The organism is Variovorax sp. UC74_104 (genome assembly GCF_044055375.1).
Lineage (GTDB): Bacteria > Pseudomonadota > Gammaproteobacteria > Burkholderiales > Burkholderiaceae_C > Variovorax.
The window spans coordinates 6,237,605-6,254,396 of the sequence record NZ_CP171978.1 but is presented as its reverse complement, the minus strand read 5'-3'; the positions used below and the strand labels follow the sequence as shown (position 1 = coordinate 6,254,396).

The window sequence follows — 16,792 nt, the reverse complement described above, 5'->3', positions numbered from 1 at the left end:
CCACTTCGTGTGGCAGCGCTAACCCCCTCAAGGGGGCGACACCTGCGGCCCGGCGGAGCCGGTTCCGGCGGTGTCCCTGGAAGTGGGGGAGGCTGCTGCAGGAGCGTGGCCTGGATCGAAAGAAGCGCCGGAGGTGTACATGCAAGCGAATGTCGATTTCAAGCAGCTCGTCGAAGGCGCCGGCGATGCGATCATGGTGTGCGACGCGATGGGCGCGATCACGCTGTGGAACCGCGCGGCCGAACGCATCTTCGGCTTCGGCGAGGCCGAGGCCCTCGGCAGGTCGCTCGACCTGATCATTCCCCAGCGGCAGCGCCAGCGGCACTGGGAGGGCTACCACAAGACCATGGAAACCGGCGTCACCAAGTACGGCGCCGACCTGCTGCGCGTTCCCGCGCTGCACAAGGACGGGCGCACGCTGTCGATCGCCTTCACGGTGTCGATGCTGTTCTCCGCCGATCACGAGGTCACCGGCATCGTCGCCATCGTGCGCGACGAGACAGCCCGCTTCGCCGAGGAGCGCAAACTTCGCGCACGTCTGGTAGAAGTCGAAGCCACCACGATCAAAGCAGGAGACAGTCAATGAGCAAAGCACTCGAGGGCATCAGGATCCTCGACTTCACCCACGTGCAGTCGGGCCCCACCTGCACCCAGCTGCTGGCCTGGTTCGGCGCCGACGTGATCAAGGTCGAGCGCGCCGGAGAAGGCGACGCCACGCGCGGCCAGCTGCGCGACATCCCCGGCGCGGACAGCCTCTACTTCACGATGCTGAACCACAACAAGCGCTCGATCACGCTGGACACCAAGAACCCCAAGGGCAAGGAGGTTCTCGACAGCCTGATCAAGACCTGCGACGTGCTGGTCGAGAACTTCGCGCCCGGCGCGCTCGACCGCATGGGCATCACCTGGGCCCACATCCAGAAGCTCAACCCGCGCATGATCGTGGCCTCGGTCAAGGGCTTCGGCCCCGGCAAGTACGAGCACTGCAAGGTCTACGAGAACGTGGCCCAGTGCGCTGGCGGCGCTGCCTCCACCACCGGCTTCGAGGACGGCCCGCCGCTGGTGACGGGTGCGCAGATCGGCGACAGCGGCACCGGCCTGCACCTGGCGCTGGGCATCCTGGCGGCGCTCTTCCAGCGCAACAGCACCGGGCGCGGCCAGCAGGTGCTCGCGCCGATGCAGGACGCGGTGCTCAACCTCTGCCGCGTGAAGATGCGCGACCAGCAGCGGCTGGAGCGCACCGGCACCATGCACGAGTACCCGCAGTACCCCGACGGCAAGTTCGGCGACGCGGTGCCCCGCGCGGGCAACGCGTCGGGCGGCGGCCAGCCGGGCTCCATCCTCAAGTGCAAGGGCTGGGAGACCGACCCGAACGCCTACATCTACTTCATCACGCAGGCGGCGGTGTGGCCGGCGGTGTGCAAGGTCATCGGCGAGGAAGGCTGGATCACCGACGAGGCCTACGCCACGCCGGCGGCGCGGCTGCTGCACCTGAAGCCGATCTTCGCGCGCATCGAGCAGTGGACCATGACCAAGACCAAGTTCGAGGCCATGGACATCCTCAACGAGTACGACATCCCGTGCGGGCCGATCCTCTCGATGAAGGAGATCGCCGCCGACGAGTCGCTGCGCGAGACCGGCACCATCGTCGAGGTCGACCACCCGGTGCGCGGCAAGTACCTGACGGTGGGCAACCCCATCAAGATGTCCGACAGCCCGACGGTGGTGACGCGTTCGCCATTGCTCGGTGAACACACCGAGGAAGTGCTCAGGCAGCTCGGTTACGACGCGGATGCCCTGGCAACCCTGCGGGCCGAGCGCGTGATCTGAGGCGCGGCGCAGGCCCGCCTTTTCTTTCATCTTCGAGTCTTGCGACAGCGCTGCCTGCGGGCGGCGCGGAGGGTTGCTGCGCCCGCGAAATCGAGCGCCCGCATTCCATAACTCATGGTGAATGGTTTTTATAAATTGATTTAATTTTTATTTATCGTCCATCGATCCTACATTTTGAACTCGCCGGAATTTCTCGATCAATTCAACCTCTTCGGCATTCATTCAAGGAGAAGATCATGGAAAACCATTCGCCCGTCCAATATTGGCGCGACGAAATCGAGCGCAATGCCTACAACGCCGCATTCTTCGAATTGGGATTGCGCTGGCACTGGGATGGCGAGACCTACGACCGCCTTATGAGCCTTGGCCAGGACGCGAACGAGCGCATCGGCCATTACCTGAAGACCCACCAGCCGCATCTGCTGAAGGCCTACGACGCCGAATTCCTGGCGCTCGCCATCGAGCAGAAGAAGGAAATCCACAGAAAGCGGGAAATGGCTTCGTCGAGCTATTTCAATTGGGCCGAAAGCCACGGCGTCGAGCTCGGCGCCTGATTTTCAATTGGAAGCCGCGGGTAATTTCGATCATGAACATCCACGAATACCAAGGCAAGGAAGTGCTGCGCCAATACGGCGTGGCCACTCCTCGCGGCTTCGTTTGCCGTTCGCCCGAAGAGGCGGCCGATGCCGCCAGTCGCATCGGCGGGCGCGCCTGGGTGGTCAAGGCGCAGATCCATGCGGGCGGGCGAGGGAAGGGCGGCGGCGTGAAGCCGGCCTGGTCGGTGGACGAGGTGCGGCGCCACGCCTCCCAGATGCTCGGCATGACGCTGAAGACGCCGCAGACCGGCCCCGAGGGTCGCGTCGTGAAGCAGCTGCTGGTGGAGGAGAGCGTGGAGATCGACAAGGAGCTGTATCTCGGCTTCGTGGTCGACCGCAATTCGCAGCGCGTGGCGCTGATGGCCTCCAGCGAAGGCGGCATGGACATCGAGGAAGTGGCCGCGCGCACGCCCGAGAAGATCCACAAGCTCTTCATCGACCCGGATGCCGGCCTGCGCATCGCCGACGCGGACGGCATGGCGCGCCGCATCGGCATCACCGATCGTTCGCTGGTGCAGGCGCGCTTGTTCATGCAGAACCTCTACAAGGCCTTCGACGGCAGCGATGCTTCGCTGGCCGAGATCAACCCGCTGGTGCTGACGCGCGACAACCGCGTGATCGCACTCGACGCGAAGTTCGACTTCGACGCCAACGCGCTCTTCCGCCAGCCGGAGATCGCGGCCATGCGCGACATCGACGAGGAAGACCCGATCGAGGTCGAGGCCTCGAAGTTCGACCTCTCGTACATCGCGCTCGAGGGCGACATCGGTTGCCTCGTGAACGGCGCCGGCCTCGCGATGGCGACGATGGACGCGATCAAGCTCTACGGCGGCGAGCCCGCCAACTTCCTCGACGTGGGCGGCGGCGCGACGGTCGACAAGGTGGCAGAGGCCGTGCGGCTGATGCTGCGCAACCCCAGGCTCAAGGCCGTGCTGGTCAACATCTTCGGCGGGATCATGAAGTGCGACGTCATCGCGCACGGCGTGGTCGACGCGGTGCGCGAGACCGGCCTCAGGGTGCCGCTGATCGTGCGCATGAAGGGCACCAACGAGGACCTGGGCCGGACCATCCTCGCGCAGTCGGGCCTGTCGATCATCAACGCCGACGACATGGCCGAGGCCGCGCAGCGCGCCGTCGGCGCGGCCAGCAACTGGGAGCGACCGCGATGAAGCGCTCATCTCCGAAGTCGATGGAGCTTGCAGCATGTCCATCCTGATCAACAAGCACACCCGCGTCATCACGCAGGGCATCACCGGCAGGACGGGCCAGTTCCACACCCAGGCCTGCCTCGAATACGGCAACGGCAGGCACTGCTTCGTGGCGGGCGTGAATCCGATGAAGGGCGGCCAGTCGATGGCCGGCATCCCCATCTTCGGCACGGTGAAGGAAGCCAAGGCCGAGACCGGCGCGACCGTCTCCGTGATCTACGTGCCGCCGGCCTTCGCCGCAGCCGCCATCGACGAGGCGGTGGATGCCGAGCTCGACCTCGTCATCTGCATCACCGAAGGCATCCCGGTGCGCGACATGATCCGCACGCGCCATCGCATGCAGGGCCGCAAGACGCTGCTGCTGGGGCCCAACTGCCCGGGGCTCATCACGCCCGGCGAGATCAAGATCGGCATCATGCCCGGCCACATCCACCAGCGCGGGCGCATCGGCGTGGTCTCGCGCTCGGGCACGCTGACCTACGAGGCCGCGAGCCAGCTCGCGAGCTTCGGCATCGGACAGTCGACGGTGGTGGGCATCGGCGGCGACCCGGTGGGCGGGCTGCGGCATATCGACGTGCTGAAGATGTTCAACGACGACCCGCGCACCGACGCCGTGATCATGGTCGGCGAGATCGGCGGCGACGCCGAGGAGCAATGCGCGCGCTGGATCCGCGACCACATGACCAAGCCCGTGGTCGGCTTCATCGCAGGCGCCAGCGCGCCGCCCGGCAAGCGCATGGGCCATGCGGGCGCCATCGTTTCCGGCGGCCGCGGCACCGCGCAGGAAAAGCTCGCGGTGATGAAGGAGTGCGGCATCCACGTCACGCGCAACCCGGCGGACATGGGGAAGCTGCTCGCCTCGCTCGTGATACCCGACTACCTGCCGTTCGATTGACCGCGGCGGACCCGATCCTCAACATCCAGAAAGACGACAACAACATGGAACAGCAGCAGCAGATGAAGAAATGGGTCCGCTTCGAGCACGCAGGCGGCATCGGCTTCGGCACGCTCGAAGGCGATGCGGTGCACGAGCGGCAGGGCGACATGTTCGGCAGCTCCGAGCCCACGGGCCGCGTGTTCGCGCTGGCGGGGCTGCAGCTGCTCACGCCGACCGAGCCCACCAAGGTGATCGCGCTGTGGAACAACTTCCATGCGCTGGGCGCCAAGCTGAACCTGCCGGTGCCCGCCGAGCCGCTGTACCTGCTGAAGACGCCCAATTCGTACCTCGCGCCCGGCGCGCCCATCCGCAAGCCACTGTGCGACGGCAAGGTGGTGTTCGAGGGCGAACTCGGCATCGTCATCGGCAAGACCGCCACCGCCGTCTCGGAAGCCGATGCGCTGGGCCATGTGTTCGGCTACACCTGCGCCAACGACGTGACGGTGGCCGACATCCTCCATCGCGACGCTTCCTTCGCGCAGTGGGTGCGCGCCAAGGGCTTCGACACCTTCTGCCCCATGGGCCCGGTGGTCGCCACCGGCCTCGACCCCGCCACGCTCACCGTGACCACGCTGCTCAACGGCGAGGTGCGCCAGGACTATCCGATCAGCGACATGCGCTTTTCGGTGCAGCAGCTCGTGAGCCTCATCTCGCAGGACATGACGCTGCACCGCGGCGACGTGATCCTCTGCGGCACCTCGGTCGGCGTCGGCTCCATGAAGCCCGGCAGCCTCGTGGAGATCGAGATCGGCGGCATCGGAAAACTCAGCAACCGCTTCGGCTGAACGCAGCCGAAGGGTCGCGCAAGGATTTCAACTCTTGGGGATCGACGACATGAAGATTGCAATCATCGGCGCAGGCGCCATCGGCGGACTGGTCGGCGCGAAACTCGCGCTGGCCGGCGAGGACGTCACGTTCATCGTGCGCGGCGCCAACCTCGACGCCATATCGCGCAACGGCATCAAGCTGGTCTCGGCCGAAGGCGAGGAACAGGTGGCGCGCAACGTGAAGGCCACAGACCGCTACGACGAAGCGGGCCCGCAGGACATCGTCGTGCTCGCGATGAAGGCCCACCAGGTGGAGGCCGTGGCGAACGACGTGCCCAAGCTCTTCGGGCCCGACACCGTGGTCGTGACCATGCAGAACGGCATCCCGTACTGGTACTTCCACAAGCACGGCGGCACGCTCGAAGGCACGCCGGTGCGCAGCGTGGATCCTTCGGGAACCGTTGCGGCGAAGATCCCGGCGCAGCGAGTGATCGGCTGCGTGGTCTATCCGGCGTCGGAGCTCATCGCGCCGGGCGTGGTCAAGCACATCGAGGGCGACCGCTTCCCGGTGGGCGAGCTCGACGGTTCGGCGAGCGTGCGCGTCGAGCGCGTGTCGGCCTGCTTCACCGGCGCGGGCTTCAAGGCGCCGGTGCTCGACAACATCCGCGCCGAGATCTGGCTCAAGCTTTGGGGCAACCTGACGTTCAACCCGATCAGCAGCCTCTCGCATTCCACGCTCGTCGACATCTGCCAGTACCCGCCTTCGCGCGAGCTGGCCGCCGCGATGATGCGCGAGGCCCAGGCCGTCGCGCACAAGCTCGGCATCGAGTTCCGCGTGACGCTCGAAAAGCGCATCGCGGGTGCGGAGAAGGTCGGCAAGCACAAGACCTCGATGCTGCAGGACGTGGAAGCGGGCCGCGCGCCCGAGATCGACGCGCTGGTCGGCGCCGTGGTCGAACTGGCACGGCTCACCGAGACGCCCACGCCGCACATCGACACCGTCTACAGCCTCGTGAAGCTGCTCGCGCGCACCATGGAAGACCAGCGCGGCCGGGTGAAGCTGCACGAGATGGCGTGAAACCATGAGACGCACGCGCAGCGCCAGGATCGTCGCCACCCTCGGCCCGGCCACCACCGAGGAGTCGGCCATCCGCGCGCTGTTCGAGCGCGGCGTGGACGTGTTCAGGCTCAACTTCAGCCACGGCACGCAGCATGACCATGCGCGGCGCCTGGAAACCATCCGCCGCCTGGAGAGGGAATTCGGCCGTCCCATCGGCGTCCTGCTGGACCTGCAGGGGCCCAAGCTGCGGCTGGGCACCTTCGAGGGCGGCCGCGCGCAGCTGGAGGCGGGCGCGCGCTTCAGGCTCGACATGGACAAGGCCAGCGGCAGCGCACGACGCGCGCCGCTGCCGCATCCGGAAATCTTCGCGGCGCTGCAGGACGGCACCGAGCTGCTGCTCGACGACGGCAAGCTGCGGCTTCGCGTGGACAGCCACGGCCCCGACTTCGCCGAGACCACGGTGCTGGTCGGCGGCGTCATCTCCGACCGCAAGGGCGTCAACGTGCCCAGCGTGCTGCTGCCGATCTCGCCGCTCACGCCCAAGGACCGCGACGACCTGGCCTTCGGCCTCTCGATGGGCGTGGACTGGGTCGCGCTCTCCTTCGTGCAGCGGCCGGAGGACATCGAGGAGGCGCGCGCCATCATCGGCTCGCGCGCGTGGATCATGGCCAAGCTGGAGAAGCCGGCCGCCATCGAGCACCTGGATGCGATCGTGGAACAGTGCGACGGCATCATGGTGGCGCGCGGCGATCTCGGCGTGGAGCTGCCGCCGGAGCAGGTGCCCGAGCTTCAGCGGCTGATCGTGCGCGCCTGCCGCAAGCGCGGCAAGCCGGTGGTGGTGGCCACGCAGATGCTCGAATCGATGATTGCTTCGCCGGTGCCCACGCGCGCGGAGGTGTCGGACGTGGCGACCGCCGTGTATGACGGCGTCGACGCGGTGATGCTCTCGGCCGAGTCGGCCTCGGGCAGGTACCCGCTGGAGGCGGTCGCGATGATGGACCGCATCATCGCGCGCGTGGAGTCCGACCCGTCGTACCGCGCGGGCATCGACGCCACGCACGAGGCGGCGCTGTCGACCACGGCCGATGCGGTGTGCGCCTCGCTGCGCCAGGTGGCCTCGCTGCTCGCGCCGGCGGCCACCGTGACCTACACATCGTCCGGCTTCACCAGCCTGCGCGCCGCGCGCGAGCGCCCGGCCGTGCCCATCCTGAGCCTCACGCCCGACATCGCCGCGGCGCGGCGCATGGCGATGGTCTGGGGCGTGCACGCGGTGCTGGTCGACGACGTGCACGACGTGGGCGAGATGATCGACTGCGCCTGCCGCACGGCGCGCGCCGAAGGTTTCGCGAACGAGGGCGACGACGTGGTGGTGGTGGCGGGCCTGCCCTTCGGGCAGTCAGGTACCACCAACCTGCTGCACGTGGCCCGCATACCGCGCTGAGCGCTGCTGCAGGCGGCTGCGATGAAGCATGCGACCTTGCGCCAGCTGAAGGTCTTCGAGGCGGTGGCGCGGCTGCTGAGCTTCTCGCGCGCAGCCGAGGAGCTTCATCTCACGCAGCCCGCCGTTTCCACGCAGGTGCGCAAGCTCGAGGAGCATGCGGGCAATGCGCTCTTCGAACAGTTCGGCAAGAAGGTCTACCTCACGGCCGCGGGCAGCGAGCTGCTGCAGATCAGCCGTGCGATCATCCAGCAGTTCGAGGCGGCCGAGAACGCGATGATGCAGTTCAAGGGCGTCTCCGGCGGCAGGCTCAACGTGGGCGTGATCAGCGCGGGCGACTACTTCTTTCCGCGCCTGCTGGTCGAGTTCGCGAGCCGCCACCAGGGCGTGACGCTGAACTTCACCGTGCACAACCGCGCGGAGTTGCTGAGCCACATCGCCGAGAACCGCACCGACCTCGCGATCATGGTGCGGCCGCCCACCGACCTCGACACCATCAACCAGCCTTTCGCGCCGCATCCCTACGTGATCGTCGCGGCGCCGGGCCATCCGCTGGTGGGCGAGAAACGGATCGCGGTGCAACGCCTGATGCGCGAGCCCTTCGTGGTGCGAGAGAAGGCGTCCGACACCTGGCATTCGATGGAAGACGGGTTCGGCGGCGACCTCAGCGGCATCAACGTCGCGATGGAGATCCGCAGCACCGAGACCATCAAGCAGGCAGTGATCGCGGGCATGGGCGTGAGCTTCGTGTCGGCGCACACCGTGAGCCAGGAGCTTCGCGCGGGCAGCCTTCGCGTGCTCGACGTCGAAGGCTTTCCGCTGATGCTCAACTGGTACGTGGTGCATCGCCGCAGCAAGCGGCTGCCGCCCGTGGCACAGGCCTTCAAGGACTTCCTGCTGAGCGACGGGTCTTCGCTGATCTCGCAGATCGTGCCCTTCGAGGGCTAGAAAGAAGGCTCGATGAAAAAAGAGCGCGGCGATCAACTCGCGCGCGCTCTTCGGGAGGAGTGAATGCGGCGTTGCGGCTCAACGCTGCACGGGCGCCGAACGGCGCTGCATCAGCGCGGTGCGGGCTGCCTTGTAGACGATCACGATGGGCATCACGGCGAACAGCTCGCGCATGACGTTGCCGGCGGTCGAGGAAGAGGCAGGTGCGCGCAGTGCGTTGGAATCGAGGGTGGCGTGGCTCATTGAGTGCTCCAAAAAAAAGAATCTGAAACTGAATCGGAAAGTCCGAAGGGATTACCCTGAATTTTAGGGTTTACCCTAGACGAGGGCAAACGCGATTTTTGCGTTTCTTGACCTAGGTCAATTTTTCCCCGTCCGACAGGTTCTGCGGATACGCCGGAAGTTCCGCTGCCAGAGCCGTTCGCAAGCGCGGCGGGCGAGCGCGAGGCGCACCGCGAATCCATCGAAGAACGTCGCATGTGGTGCCGCATTCATCGCGCAAGCATCACGCAGGAATCATCGAAATTCCTCCATCGATTTCTCTTCCTTCATGCACCGCGAAGGCATCGCCCGATGCTGCTCGCAAAGCCTTCTCTTCACGCCTCGAACGAAGCGCAATTTCATAGGGATACCTCGGGGGTTCCGAGAGAGCGCGATTCGTGTGAACTTGACTGAGGTCAAGAGTTTTTGGGTCGCACGGTCCGACAGTCATTCACGCGCAGAAAACTGGTGATCCCAATGCCGTGTATCGATGTCAACGAAGCCTCGTCGCCCGTCGATGCGCACAGTTCGCTCGACTGATTGCTCTGCTTTTGCAGCCCGTCGGATTTCAACGAAAACACCAAGGACAACTCCATGACTCGGCCCACCTCCACGATCGCAGGTTCCAACCCCGCGATGTATCCCCCGTCCGAAACCTACGGCGCCAGCGCGACCCGATCCGAGGCGTACCGATGGGGCCAATTGCTCATAGGCATCGTCTGCATGGCGATGATCGCCAACCTGCAGTACGGCTGGACGCTCTTCGTCAATCCGATCGCGGACAAGCACGGCTGGAGCCGCGCGGCGATCCAGGTCGCGTTCACCATCTTCGTCCTCACCGAAACCTGGCTCGTGCCCATCGAGGGCTATCTCGTCGACCGCTTCGGCCCGCGTCCGGTGGTGCTGGTGGGCGGCGTGCTGTGCGGCCTGGGCTGGGTGCTCAACTCGTTCGCCGATTCGCTCGCGCTGCTGTACGTTGCGGCGGCCATCGGCGGCGTCGGCGCCGGCGCGGTCTACGGCACCTGCGTGGGCAATGCGCTCAAGTGGTTCCCCGACCGGCGAGGCCTTGCGGCGGGCATGACTGCGGCGGGCTTCGGCGCGGGATCGGCGCTCACGATCATTCCGATCTCCGCGATGATCAAGTCCAGCGGCTACGAGGCAGCGTTCCTGTATTTTGGGATCGGGCAGGGACTCATCGTGTTCCTGCTCGCATGGCTCCTGACCCGCGCTCCCAACCATGCCAAGGCGTCGAACAGCCGCAACGTGCAGCAGGCGGGCCGCGACTACGCGCCTTCCGAGGTGCTGCGCTCGCCGGTGTTCTGGGTGATGTACGCGATGTTCGTGATGGTGGCGGCCGGCGGCCTGATGGCCACCGCGCAGCTCGCGCCCATTGCCAAGGACTTCAAGATCATCGACGTGCCGGTCAACATCATGGGCCTGGTGCTGCCCGCGCTGACCTTCGCACTGGCCATCGACCGCGTGCTCAACGGCCTCACGCGGCCCTTCTTCGGATGGGTGTCGGACAAGATCGGCCGCGAGCAGACCATGTTCATCGCCTTCGCGATCGAGTCGGTCGGCATCCTGATGCTCTATCACTACGGCCAGAACCCGCTGCTGTTCGTGATCCTCACCGGCATCGTGTTCTTCGCCTGGGGCGAGATCTACAGCCTGTTCCCCTCCACCTGCGCCGACACCTTCGGATCGAAGTACGCGGCATCGAACGCCGGCATGCTCTACACCGCCAAGGGCACGGCTTCGCTGCTGGTGCCGCTGTCGAGCATGCTGGCCGCCGCCACCGGCAGCTGGCAGGCCGTCTTCATCGCGGCCAGCGCGGTCAATGCGCTCGCGGCGCTGATGGCGTGGTTCGTGCTGCGGCCGATGCGCCGCAAGCACATCGAGGCGAGCCGTACCGAATAGAACAACTCCGGGCCGCCATCGCCGGTACCATCCGGATATTCCTTCCCCACACAGCCCCGCCATGAAGATGGCGGGGCTTTTTGCCGATGAACAGGAGCCCCCGCAGTGACGATCTACCGACTTGACGCGCATGAACCGGACATCGACGCCAGCGCCCGCGTAGCCGAGAGCGCCAGCGTGATCGGCCAGGTCGTGCTCGCGCCCGGCAGCAGCATCGGCGCGCACTCGGTGCTGCGCGGCGACAACGAGCCCATCACCGTGGGCCGCGGCAGCCAGGTGCAGGCGGGCGTGATGCTGCATGCGGACCCAGGCTATCCGCTGACCATCGGCGCCGACGTGACGGTGGAGCCGCACGTGATGCTGCACGGCTGCACCGTGGGCGACGGCGCGGTGATCGGCGAGCACACCATCGCGCTCAACGGCTCGGTGGTGGGGCGCGGGTGCGTTGTCGAGACGGGTTCGCTGCTGACCGAGGGCAAGGTCTTTCCCGACCGTTCGCGCATCGCGGGCCGCCCCGCGAAGGTGGTCGGCGAAGTCGACGACGCGCAGGCCGAGGCGCAGCTGCGCAGGGCGCGCGAAGCGTCCGCCCGGTAGCGGTCTTTCCGGTCCTTCCGAAACCCTGCGCGCCCGCAGGGTTTGTGCGCATTGGCACCGTGCTTGTTTCGGCGGAAATTGACTTGTGTCAAGGCCCCCGACGCCCGATTCATCGACATTGATCCCAAGCGGATGACCACGGGATTCGCGTCGAATCTCACGACGTCGAACCCGTGACAGAACCACGATGAAGAACAGCTCCGCTTGCAAGCTGATGGCAACGGAGCAGATCGGACGGACCATGAAACAAGAAAACGTTCAGCAGGCGCAGCCAGGGCACGAGGCGAACGAACTCGCCGCCGTGCAGCGCATCCTGCAGGCGCACGAGAACGAGCCCGGCGCGCTGCTGCCGATACTGCACGACGTGCAGGACGCGCTCGGCTACGTCCCCGCGCACACGGTGGCGGTGATCGCCGAAGCGCAGAGCCTCTCGCGCGCCGAGGTGCACGGCGTGGTCACCTACTACCACCACTTCCGCAGCCAGCCCGCGGGCCGGCACGTGATCCAGATCTGCCGCGCCGAGGCATGCCAGTCGATGGGGGCCGATGCTCTGCTGGCCCACGCGGAGCTGCGCCTGGGCTGCAGCGCGCACGGCACCACGAAGGACGGCGCCTTCACGCTGGAGCCGGCGTTCTGCCTGGGCCTGTGCGCCTCGTCGCCCGCGATGACGCTGGACGAGCAGCCGTATGCGCGCATGACCGCCAAGGGCTTCGATGCGCTGGTCGCGCAGGCCGACGGAGGCCGCGCATGAGCACGATCACCGTCTACGTTCCGCGCGACTCGGCCGCGCTCGCCGCCGGCGCAGACCGCGTGGCCCGATGCATCGCGAAGGAGGCCGCGGCGCGCGGCCTGATGCTCGAGCTGGTGCGCAACGGTTCGCGCGGCATGTTCTGGCTCGAGCCGCTGGTCGAGGTGAGCACGCCGGCCGGCCGCATGGCCTACGGACCGGTGACGCCCGAAGACGTGGCGGGCCTCTTCGACGCGGGCTTCCTCACCGGAGGCAGGCACCCGCTCGCGCTAGGCCCTACCGAGGACATTCCGTACCTGAAGAAGCAGGAGCGCCTGACCTTCTCGCGCATGGGCATCACCGACCCGGTCTCGCTCACCGACTACCAGGCCTACGAGGGCTTCGCCGGCCTGCGCCGCGCGCTGGCGCTCGCGCCCGAGGACATCGTGCAGCAGGTGCTCGACTCGGGCCTGCGCGGACGCGGCGGCGCGGCCTTTCCGGCGGGCATCAAGTGGAAGACGGTGCTGGGCACGGCGGCGGCGCAGAAGTACATCGTCTGCAATGCCGACGAGGGCGACTCGGGCACCTTCTCCGACCGCATGACCATGGAGGGCGACCCCTTCATGCTGATCGAGGGCATGACCATCGCGGGCCTGGCCACCGGCGCGACGCAGGGCTACATCTACGTGCGCTCGGAGTACCCGCATGCGATCGCGACGCTGAACGAGGCGATCCGCGTGGCGGAGGCCGCGGGCTTCCTCGGCGACAACATCCTGCGTTCGGGAAAGCGCTTCTCGCTCGAAGTGCGCAAGGGCGCCGGCTCGTACGTGTGCGGCGAAGAGACGGCGCTGCTCGAGAGCCTTGAAGGCAAGCGCGGCATCGTGCGCGCCAAGCCGCCGCTGCCGGCCATCGAGGGGCTGTTCGGGCAGCCCACGCTCATCAACAACGTCATCACGCTGGCCAGCGTGCCGCTGATCCTGGCGCGCGGCGCGGCCTTCTACCGCGACTACGGCGTGGGCCGTTCGCGCGGCACGCTGCCGATGCAGCTGGCGGGCAACATCAAGTACGGCGGCCTGGTCGAGAAGGCCTTCGGCGTCACGCTGCGCGAACTGCTCTACGACTACGGCGGCGGCTCGGCCTCGGGCCGGCCTATCAAGGCGGTGCAGGTCGGCGGCCCGCTGGGCGCGTACCTTCCCGAATCGAAGTGGGACCTGCCGCTCGACTACGAAGCCTATGCGGCCGTCGGCGGCACCGTGGGCCACGGCGGCATCGTGGTGCACGACGACACGGCCGACCTTTCGAAGCTCGCGCGCTACGCCATGGAGTTCTGCGCGCTCGAATCCTGCGGCAAGTGCACGCCCTGCCGCATCGGCTCGACGCGCGGCGTGGAGGTCATCGACAAGATCCGCGGCAACCAGAACCGCCCGCAGCAGGTGATGCTGCTGCGCGACCTGTGCGACACGATGGTCCACGGCTCGCTGTGCGCCATGGGCGGCATGACGCCGTTCCCGGTGCTCTCGGCGCTCGACCACTTTCCTCAGGACTTCGGCATCGAAGCACCTGACCGCAAGGCAGCCTGAGCCCCCGGGCCGCATCCAGAGAAGCAATCAGCAAGGCTAGACAGACATGTTGGACCATCTCAAGGAAATCGACTACGGCACCCCCAAGCGCGAATCCGAGCGCGAGGTGACGCTGGAGATCGACGGCAATGAAGTGACAGTGCCCGCGGGCACTTCGCTGATGCGCGCGGCGGTGGATGCAGGCATCCAGGTGCCCAAGCTCTGCGCCACCGACAGCCTGGAGCCCTTCGGCTCCTGCCGGCTGTGCCTGGTCGAGATCGAGGGGCGTCGTGGCTTCCCGGCCTCATGCACCACGCCCGCCGAAGCCGGCATGAAGGTGCGCACGCAGACGCCGAAGCTGCAGGAGCTGCGCAAGGGCGTGATGGAGCTCTACATCTCCGACCACCCGCTCGACTGCCTCACCTGCTCTGCCAACGGCAACTGCGAACTGCAGGACATGGCAGGCGTCACCGGCCTGCGCAACGTGCGCTACGGCTTCGACGGCGCCAATCACCTGAAGAGCGAGAAGGACGAGTCGAACCCGTACTTCAGCTACGACCCCTCGAAGTGCATCGTGTGCAACCGCTGCGTGCGCGCCTGCGAGGAAACGCAGGGCACCTTCGCGCTGACCATCAGCGGTCGCGGCTTCGAGTCGCGCGTGTCGCCGGGGCAGGACGAGGCCTTCATGGATTCGGAGTGCGTGAGCTGCGGCGCCTGCGTCGAGGCCTGCCCCACGGCCACGCTGCAGGAGAAGTCGGTGATCTGGCTCGGCCAGCCCGAGCACAGCGTGATCACCACCTGCGCCTACTGCGGCGTGGGCTGCTCGTTCAAGGCAGAGATGAAGGGCAACGAGGTCGTGCGCATGGTGCCGTGGAAGGACGGCAAGGCCAACGAGGGCCACTCCTGCGTGAAGGGCCGCTTCGCCTGGGGCTACGCGACGCACCAGGACCGCATGCTCAAGCCGATGATCCGCAAGAACATCAGCGACCCGTGGCAGGAGGTGAGCTGGGACACCGCCCTCAACTACGCCGCGAGCGAGTTCAAGCGCCTGCAGGCCAAGTACGGCCGCGATTCCATCGGCGGCATCACCTCCTCGCGCTGCACCAACGAGGAAACCTATCTCGTCCAGAAGCTGGTGCGCGCCGCCTTCGGTAACAACAACGTCGACACCTGCGCGCGCGTGTGCCATTCGCCCACGGGCTACGGCCTGAAGCAGACGCTGGGCGAATCTGCGGGCACACAGACCTTCGCCTCGGTCGACAAGGCCGACGTGATCATGGTGATCGGTGCCAACCCGACCGACGGCCACCCGGTGTTCGCATCCCGCATGAAGAAGCGGCTGCGCCAGGGCGCGAAGCTGATCGTGGTCGACCCGCGCCGCATCGACATCGTGAAGTCGCCGCACGTCAAGGCGGCGCACCATCTGCAGCTGCGTCCCGGCACCAACGTGGCCGTGGTCACGGCGCTGGCGCACGTCATCGTGACCGAGGGCCTGATGGCCGACGAGTTCGTGGCCGAGCGCTGCGACACCGCTTCGTTCAAGGAGTGGAAGTCGTACGTGGAGCGCCCCGAGCAGTCGCCAGAGGCCACCGAGGCTGTGACCGGCGTGCCGGCCGCCGAGATGCGCGCGGCCGCGCGGCTCTTCGCCACCGGCGGCAATGCCGCCATCTACTACGGCCTGGGCGTGACCGAGCACAGCCAGGGCTCGACGACCGTGATGGGCATCGCCAACCTCGCGATGGTCACCGGCAACGTCGGCCGCGAGGGCGTGGGCGTGAACCCGCTGCGCGGCCAGAACAACGTGCAGGGCTCCTGCGACATGGGCTCCTTCCCGCACGAGCTGCCGGGCTACCGCCACGTGTCGGACAGCACCACGCGCTCCGCGTTCGAGGCCGCATGGGGCGTGCCGATCGACCCCGAGCCGGGCCTGCGCATTCCCAACATGTTCGACGCCGCCATCGGCGGCAGCTTCAAGGGCCTCTACTGCGAGGGCGAGGACATCGTGCAGTCCGATCCCAACACGCAGCACGTGGCCGCCGCGATGATGGCCATGGAATGCGTGGTGGTGCAGGACATCTTCCTCAACGAGACCGCCAAGTACGCCCACGTGTTCCTGCCGGGCTCCTCCTTCCTGGAGAAGGACGGCACCTTCACCAACGCCGAGCGTCGCATCTCGCGCGTGCGCAAGGTGATGCCGCCGAAGGCGGGCCTCGCCGACTGGGAAGTGACGGTGAAGCTCGCGCAGGCCCTCGGCTATCCGATGGACTACAAGAGCCCCGAGGAGATCATGGACGAGATCGCCGCGCTCACGCCCACCTTCCGCGGCGTGAGCTACAAGCGCCTCGACGAGCTCGGCAGCATCCAGTGGCCCTGCAACGAGAACGCGCCCGAAGGCACGCCCACCATGCACATCGACCGCTTCGTGCGCGGCAAGGGCAGGTTCATCGTCACGCAGTACGTGGCGACCGACGAGAAGGTCACGCGCCGGTTCCCGCTGCTCTTGACCACCGGGCGCATCCTCTCGCAGTACAACGTGGGCGCGCAGACGCGGCGCACCGAGAACAACCAGTGGCACAGCGAGGACCGCCTGGAGATCCATCCACACGACGCCGAGGAGCGCGGCGTGAAGGACGGCGATTGGGTCGGCATCCAGAGCCGCGCGGGCGAGACGGTGCTGCGCGCCACGGTGTCCGAGCGCATGCAGCCGGGCGTGGTCTACACCACCTTCCACTTTCCCGAGTCGGGCGCGAACGTGATCACCACCGACAACTCCGACTGGGCCACCAACTGCCCCGAGTACAAGGTGACGGCGGTGCAGGTGTCGCCGGTGATGCAGCCTTCCGCCTGGCAGCAGGAGTACAGCCGCTTCAACCAGACGCAGAACGACCTGCTCGCCGCCGCCTCGCATCAGAGCAAGCAGAGCAACGGGACGGTGCCGGCCAAGTGAGGA

The 16,792-nt window shown here is 66.9% G+C and carries 15 protein-coding genes; 14 read left to right on the top strand and 1 reads right to left on the bottom strand.

Annotation, left to right across the window (positions count from 1 at the left end; translation table 11 throughout):
- Positions 1-139: 139 nt before the first annotated feature.
- From ACHMXA_RS29560 to ACHMXA_RS29520, 9 genes are all read left to right on the top strand, one after another.
- Positions 140-586: a PAS domain-containing protein gene (locus ACHMXA_RS29560; protein ID WP_395321416.1), complete on the top strand. Its 447-nt coding sequence runs from the start codon at positions 140-142 to the stop codon at positions 584-586.
- On the top strand, positions 583-1,830 hold the full coding sequence (frc, locus tag ACHMXA_RS29555) for a formyl-CoA transferase (RefSeq protein ID WP_176663418.1): 1,248 nt from the start codon (positions 583-585) through the stop codon (positions 1,828-1,830). The genes ACHMXA_RS29560 and frc overlap by 4 nt, the downstream gene beginning before the upstream one ends.
- Positions 1,831-2,066: 236 nt before the next feature.
- The gene (locus tag ACHMXA_RS29550; RefSeq protein ID WP_395317402.1) at positions 2,067-2,384 is read left to right on the top strand and encodes a hypothetical protein; all 318 of its coding nucleotides are present in this window, start codon (positions 2,067-2,069) and stop codon (positions 2,382-2,384) included.
- Positions 2,385-2,416: 32 nt separating this feature from the next.
- Complete coding sequence (gene sucC, locus ACHMXA_RS29545) at positions 2,417-3,595, top strand: ADP-forming succinate--CoA ligase subunit beta (RefSeq protein WP_395317401.1); 1,179 nt, start codon at positions 2,417-2,419, stop codon at positions 3,593-3,595.
- A 34-nt stretch (positions 3,596-3,629) separates the two neighbouring features.
- On the top strand, positions 3,630-4,529 hold the full coding sequence (gene sucD / locus ACHMXA_RS29540; protein ID WP_395317400.1) for a succinate--CoA ligase subunit alpha: 900 nt from the start codon (positions 3,630-3,632) through the stop codon (positions 4,527-4,529).
- A gap of 44 nt (positions 4,530-4,573) precedes the next feature.
- Positions 4,574-5,356, top strand: coding sequence for a fumarylacetoacetate hydrolase family protein (locus ACHMXA_RS29535; RefSeq protein ID WP_395321414.1), 783 nt, complete (start codon positions 4,574-4,576; stop codon positions 5,354-5,356).
- A 49-nt stretch (positions 5,357-5,405) separates the two neighbouring features.
- The gene (locus ACHMXA_RS29530; RefSeq protein WP_395317399.1) at positions 5,406-6,416 is read left to right on the top strand and encodes a 2-dehydropantoate 2-reductase; all 1,011 of its coding nucleotides are present in this window, start codon (positions 5,406-5,408) and stop codon (positions 6,414-6,416) included.
- A 4-nt stretch (positions 6,417-6,420) separates the two neighbouring features.
- Positions 6,421-7,839 carry a pyruvate kinase gene (pyk, locus tag ACHMXA_RS29525; protein WP_395317398.1) on the top strand — a complete coding sequence of 473 codons (1,419 nt, stop codon included), beginning with the start codon at positions 6,421-6,423 and terminating at the stop codon, positions 7,837-7,839.
- A gap of 21 nt (positions 7,840-7,860) precedes the next feature.
- Positions 7,861-8,784 carry a LysR family transcriptional regulator gene (locus ACHMXA_RS29520; RefSeq protein WP_395317397.1) on the top strand — a complete coding sequence of 308 codons (924 nt, stop codon included), beginning with the start codon at positions 7,861-7,863 and terminating at the stop codon, positions 8,782-8,784.
- Positions 8,785-8,862: 78 nt separating this feature from the next.
- Here ACHMXA_RS29520 and ACHMXA_RS29515 read toward each other — a convergent pair whose 3' ends face one another.
- Positions 8,863-9,027, bottom strand: coding sequence for a hypothetical protein (locus ACHMXA_RS29515; RefSeq protein ID WP_395317396.1), 165 nt, complete (start codon positions 9,025-9,027; stop codon positions 8,863-8,865).
- Positions 9,028-9,681: 654 nt separating this feature from the next.
- Between ACHMXA_RS29515 and oxlT the strand changes: the two genes are divergently transcribed.
- From oxlT to fdhF, 5 genes are all read left to right on the top strand, one after another.
- Complete coding sequence (oxlT, locus tag ACHMXA_RS29510; protein WP_371132134.1) at positions 9,682-10,962, top strand: oxalate/formate MFS antiporter; 1,281 nt, start codon at positions 9,682-9,684, stop codon at positions 10,960-10,962.
- 105 nt (positions 10,963-11,067) lie between these two features.
- Positions 11,068-11,556: a gamma carbonic anhydrase family protein gene (locus ACHMXA_RS29505; protein WP_395317395.1), complete on the top strand. Its 489-nt coding sequence runs from the start codon at positions 11,068-11,070 to the stop codon at positions 11,554-11,556.
- A 241-nt stretch (positions 11,557-11,797) separates the two neighbouring features.
- The gene (locus tag ACHMXA_RS29500; protein ID WP_176663408.1) at positions 11,798-12,307 is read left to right on the top strand and encodes a formate dehydrogenase subunit gamma; all 510 of its coding nucleotides are present in this window, start codon (positions 11,798-11,800) and stop codon (positions 12,305-12,307) included.
- Positions 12,304-13,863, top strand: a complete 1,560-nt coding sequence (locus tag ACHMXA_RS29495) for a formate dehydrogenase beta subunit (RefSeq protein ID WP_395317394.1) — start codon at positions 12,304-12,306, stop codon at positions 13,861-13,863. Before ACHMXA_RS29500 ends, ACHMXA_RS29495 begins: the two co-directional genes overlap by 4 nt.
- Positions 13,864-13,909: 46 nt before the next feature.
- The gene (fdhF, locus tag ACHMXA_RS29490) at positions 13,910-16,789 is read left to right on the top strand and encodes a formate dehydrogenase subunit alpha (RefSeq protein WP_395317393.1); all 2,880 of its coding nucleotides are present in this window, start codon (positions 13,910-13,912) and stop codon (positions 16,787-16,789) included.
- Positions 16,790-16,792 lie beyond the last annotated feature (3 nt).

What these genes read in the sequence shown, in the direction of transcription:
- oxlT (WP_371132134.1), top strand. Translation starts at nt 9,682, where the DNA reads ATGTATCCCCCGTCCGAAACCTACGGCGCCAGCGCGACCCGATCCGAG.
- ACHMXA_RS29550 (WP_395317402.1), top strand. Translation starts at nt 2,067, where the DNA reads ATGGAAAACCATTCGCCCGTCCAATATTGGCGCGACGAAATCGAGCGC.
- ACHMXA_RS29495 (WP_395317394.1), top strand. Translation starts at nt 12,304, where the DNA reads ATGAGCACGATCACCGTCTACGTTCCGCGCGACTCGGCCGCGCTCGCC.
- ACHMXA_RS29530 (WP_395317399.1), top strand. Translation starts at nt 5,406, where the DNA reads ATGAAGATTGCAATCATCGGCGCAGGCGCCATCGGCGGACTGGTCGGC.
- ACHMXA_RS29500 (WP_176663408.1), top strand. Translation starts at nt 11,798, where the DNA reads ATGAAACAAGAAAACGTTCAGCAGGCGCAGCCAGGGCACGAGGCGAAC.
- sucD (WP_395317400.1), top strand. Translation starts at nt 3,630, where the DNA reads ATGTCCATCCTGATCAACAAGCACACCCGCGTCATCACGCAGGGCATC.
- ACHMXA_RS29535 (WP_395321414.1), top strand. Translation starts at nt 4,574, where the DNA reads ATGGAACAGCAGCAGCAGATGAAGAAATGGGTCCGCTTCGAGCACGCA.
- sucC (WP_395317401.1), top strand. Translation starts at nt 2,417, where the DNA reads ATGAACATCCACGAATACCAAGGCAAGGAAGTGCTGCGCCAATACGGC.
- fdhF (WP_395317393.1), top strand. Translation starts at nt 13,910, where the DNA reads ATGTTGGACCATCTCAAGGAAATCGACTACGGCACCCCCAAGCGCGAA.
- pyk (WP_395317398.1), top strand. Translation starts at nt 6,421, where the DNA reads ATGAGACGCACGCGCAGCGCCAGGATCGTCGCCACCCTCGGCCCGGCC.
- ACHMXA_RS29515 (WP_395317396.1), bottom strand. Translation starts at nt 9,027, where the DNA reads ATGAGCCACGCCACCCTCGATTCCAACGCACTGCGCGCACCTGCCTCT.
- ACHMXA_RS29520 (WP_395317397.1), top strand. Translation starts at nt 7,861, where the DNA reads ATGAAGCATGCGACCTTGCGCCAGCTGAAGGTCTTCGAGGCGGTGGCG.
- ACHMXA_RS29560 (WP_395321416.1), top strand. Translation starts at nt 140, where the DNA reads ATGCAAGCGAATGTCGATTTCAAGCAGCTCGTCGAAGGCGCCGGCGAT.
- frc (WP_176663418.1), top strand. Translation starts at nt 583, where the DNA reads ATGAGCAAAGCACTCGAGGGCATCAGGATCCTCGACTTCACCCACGTG.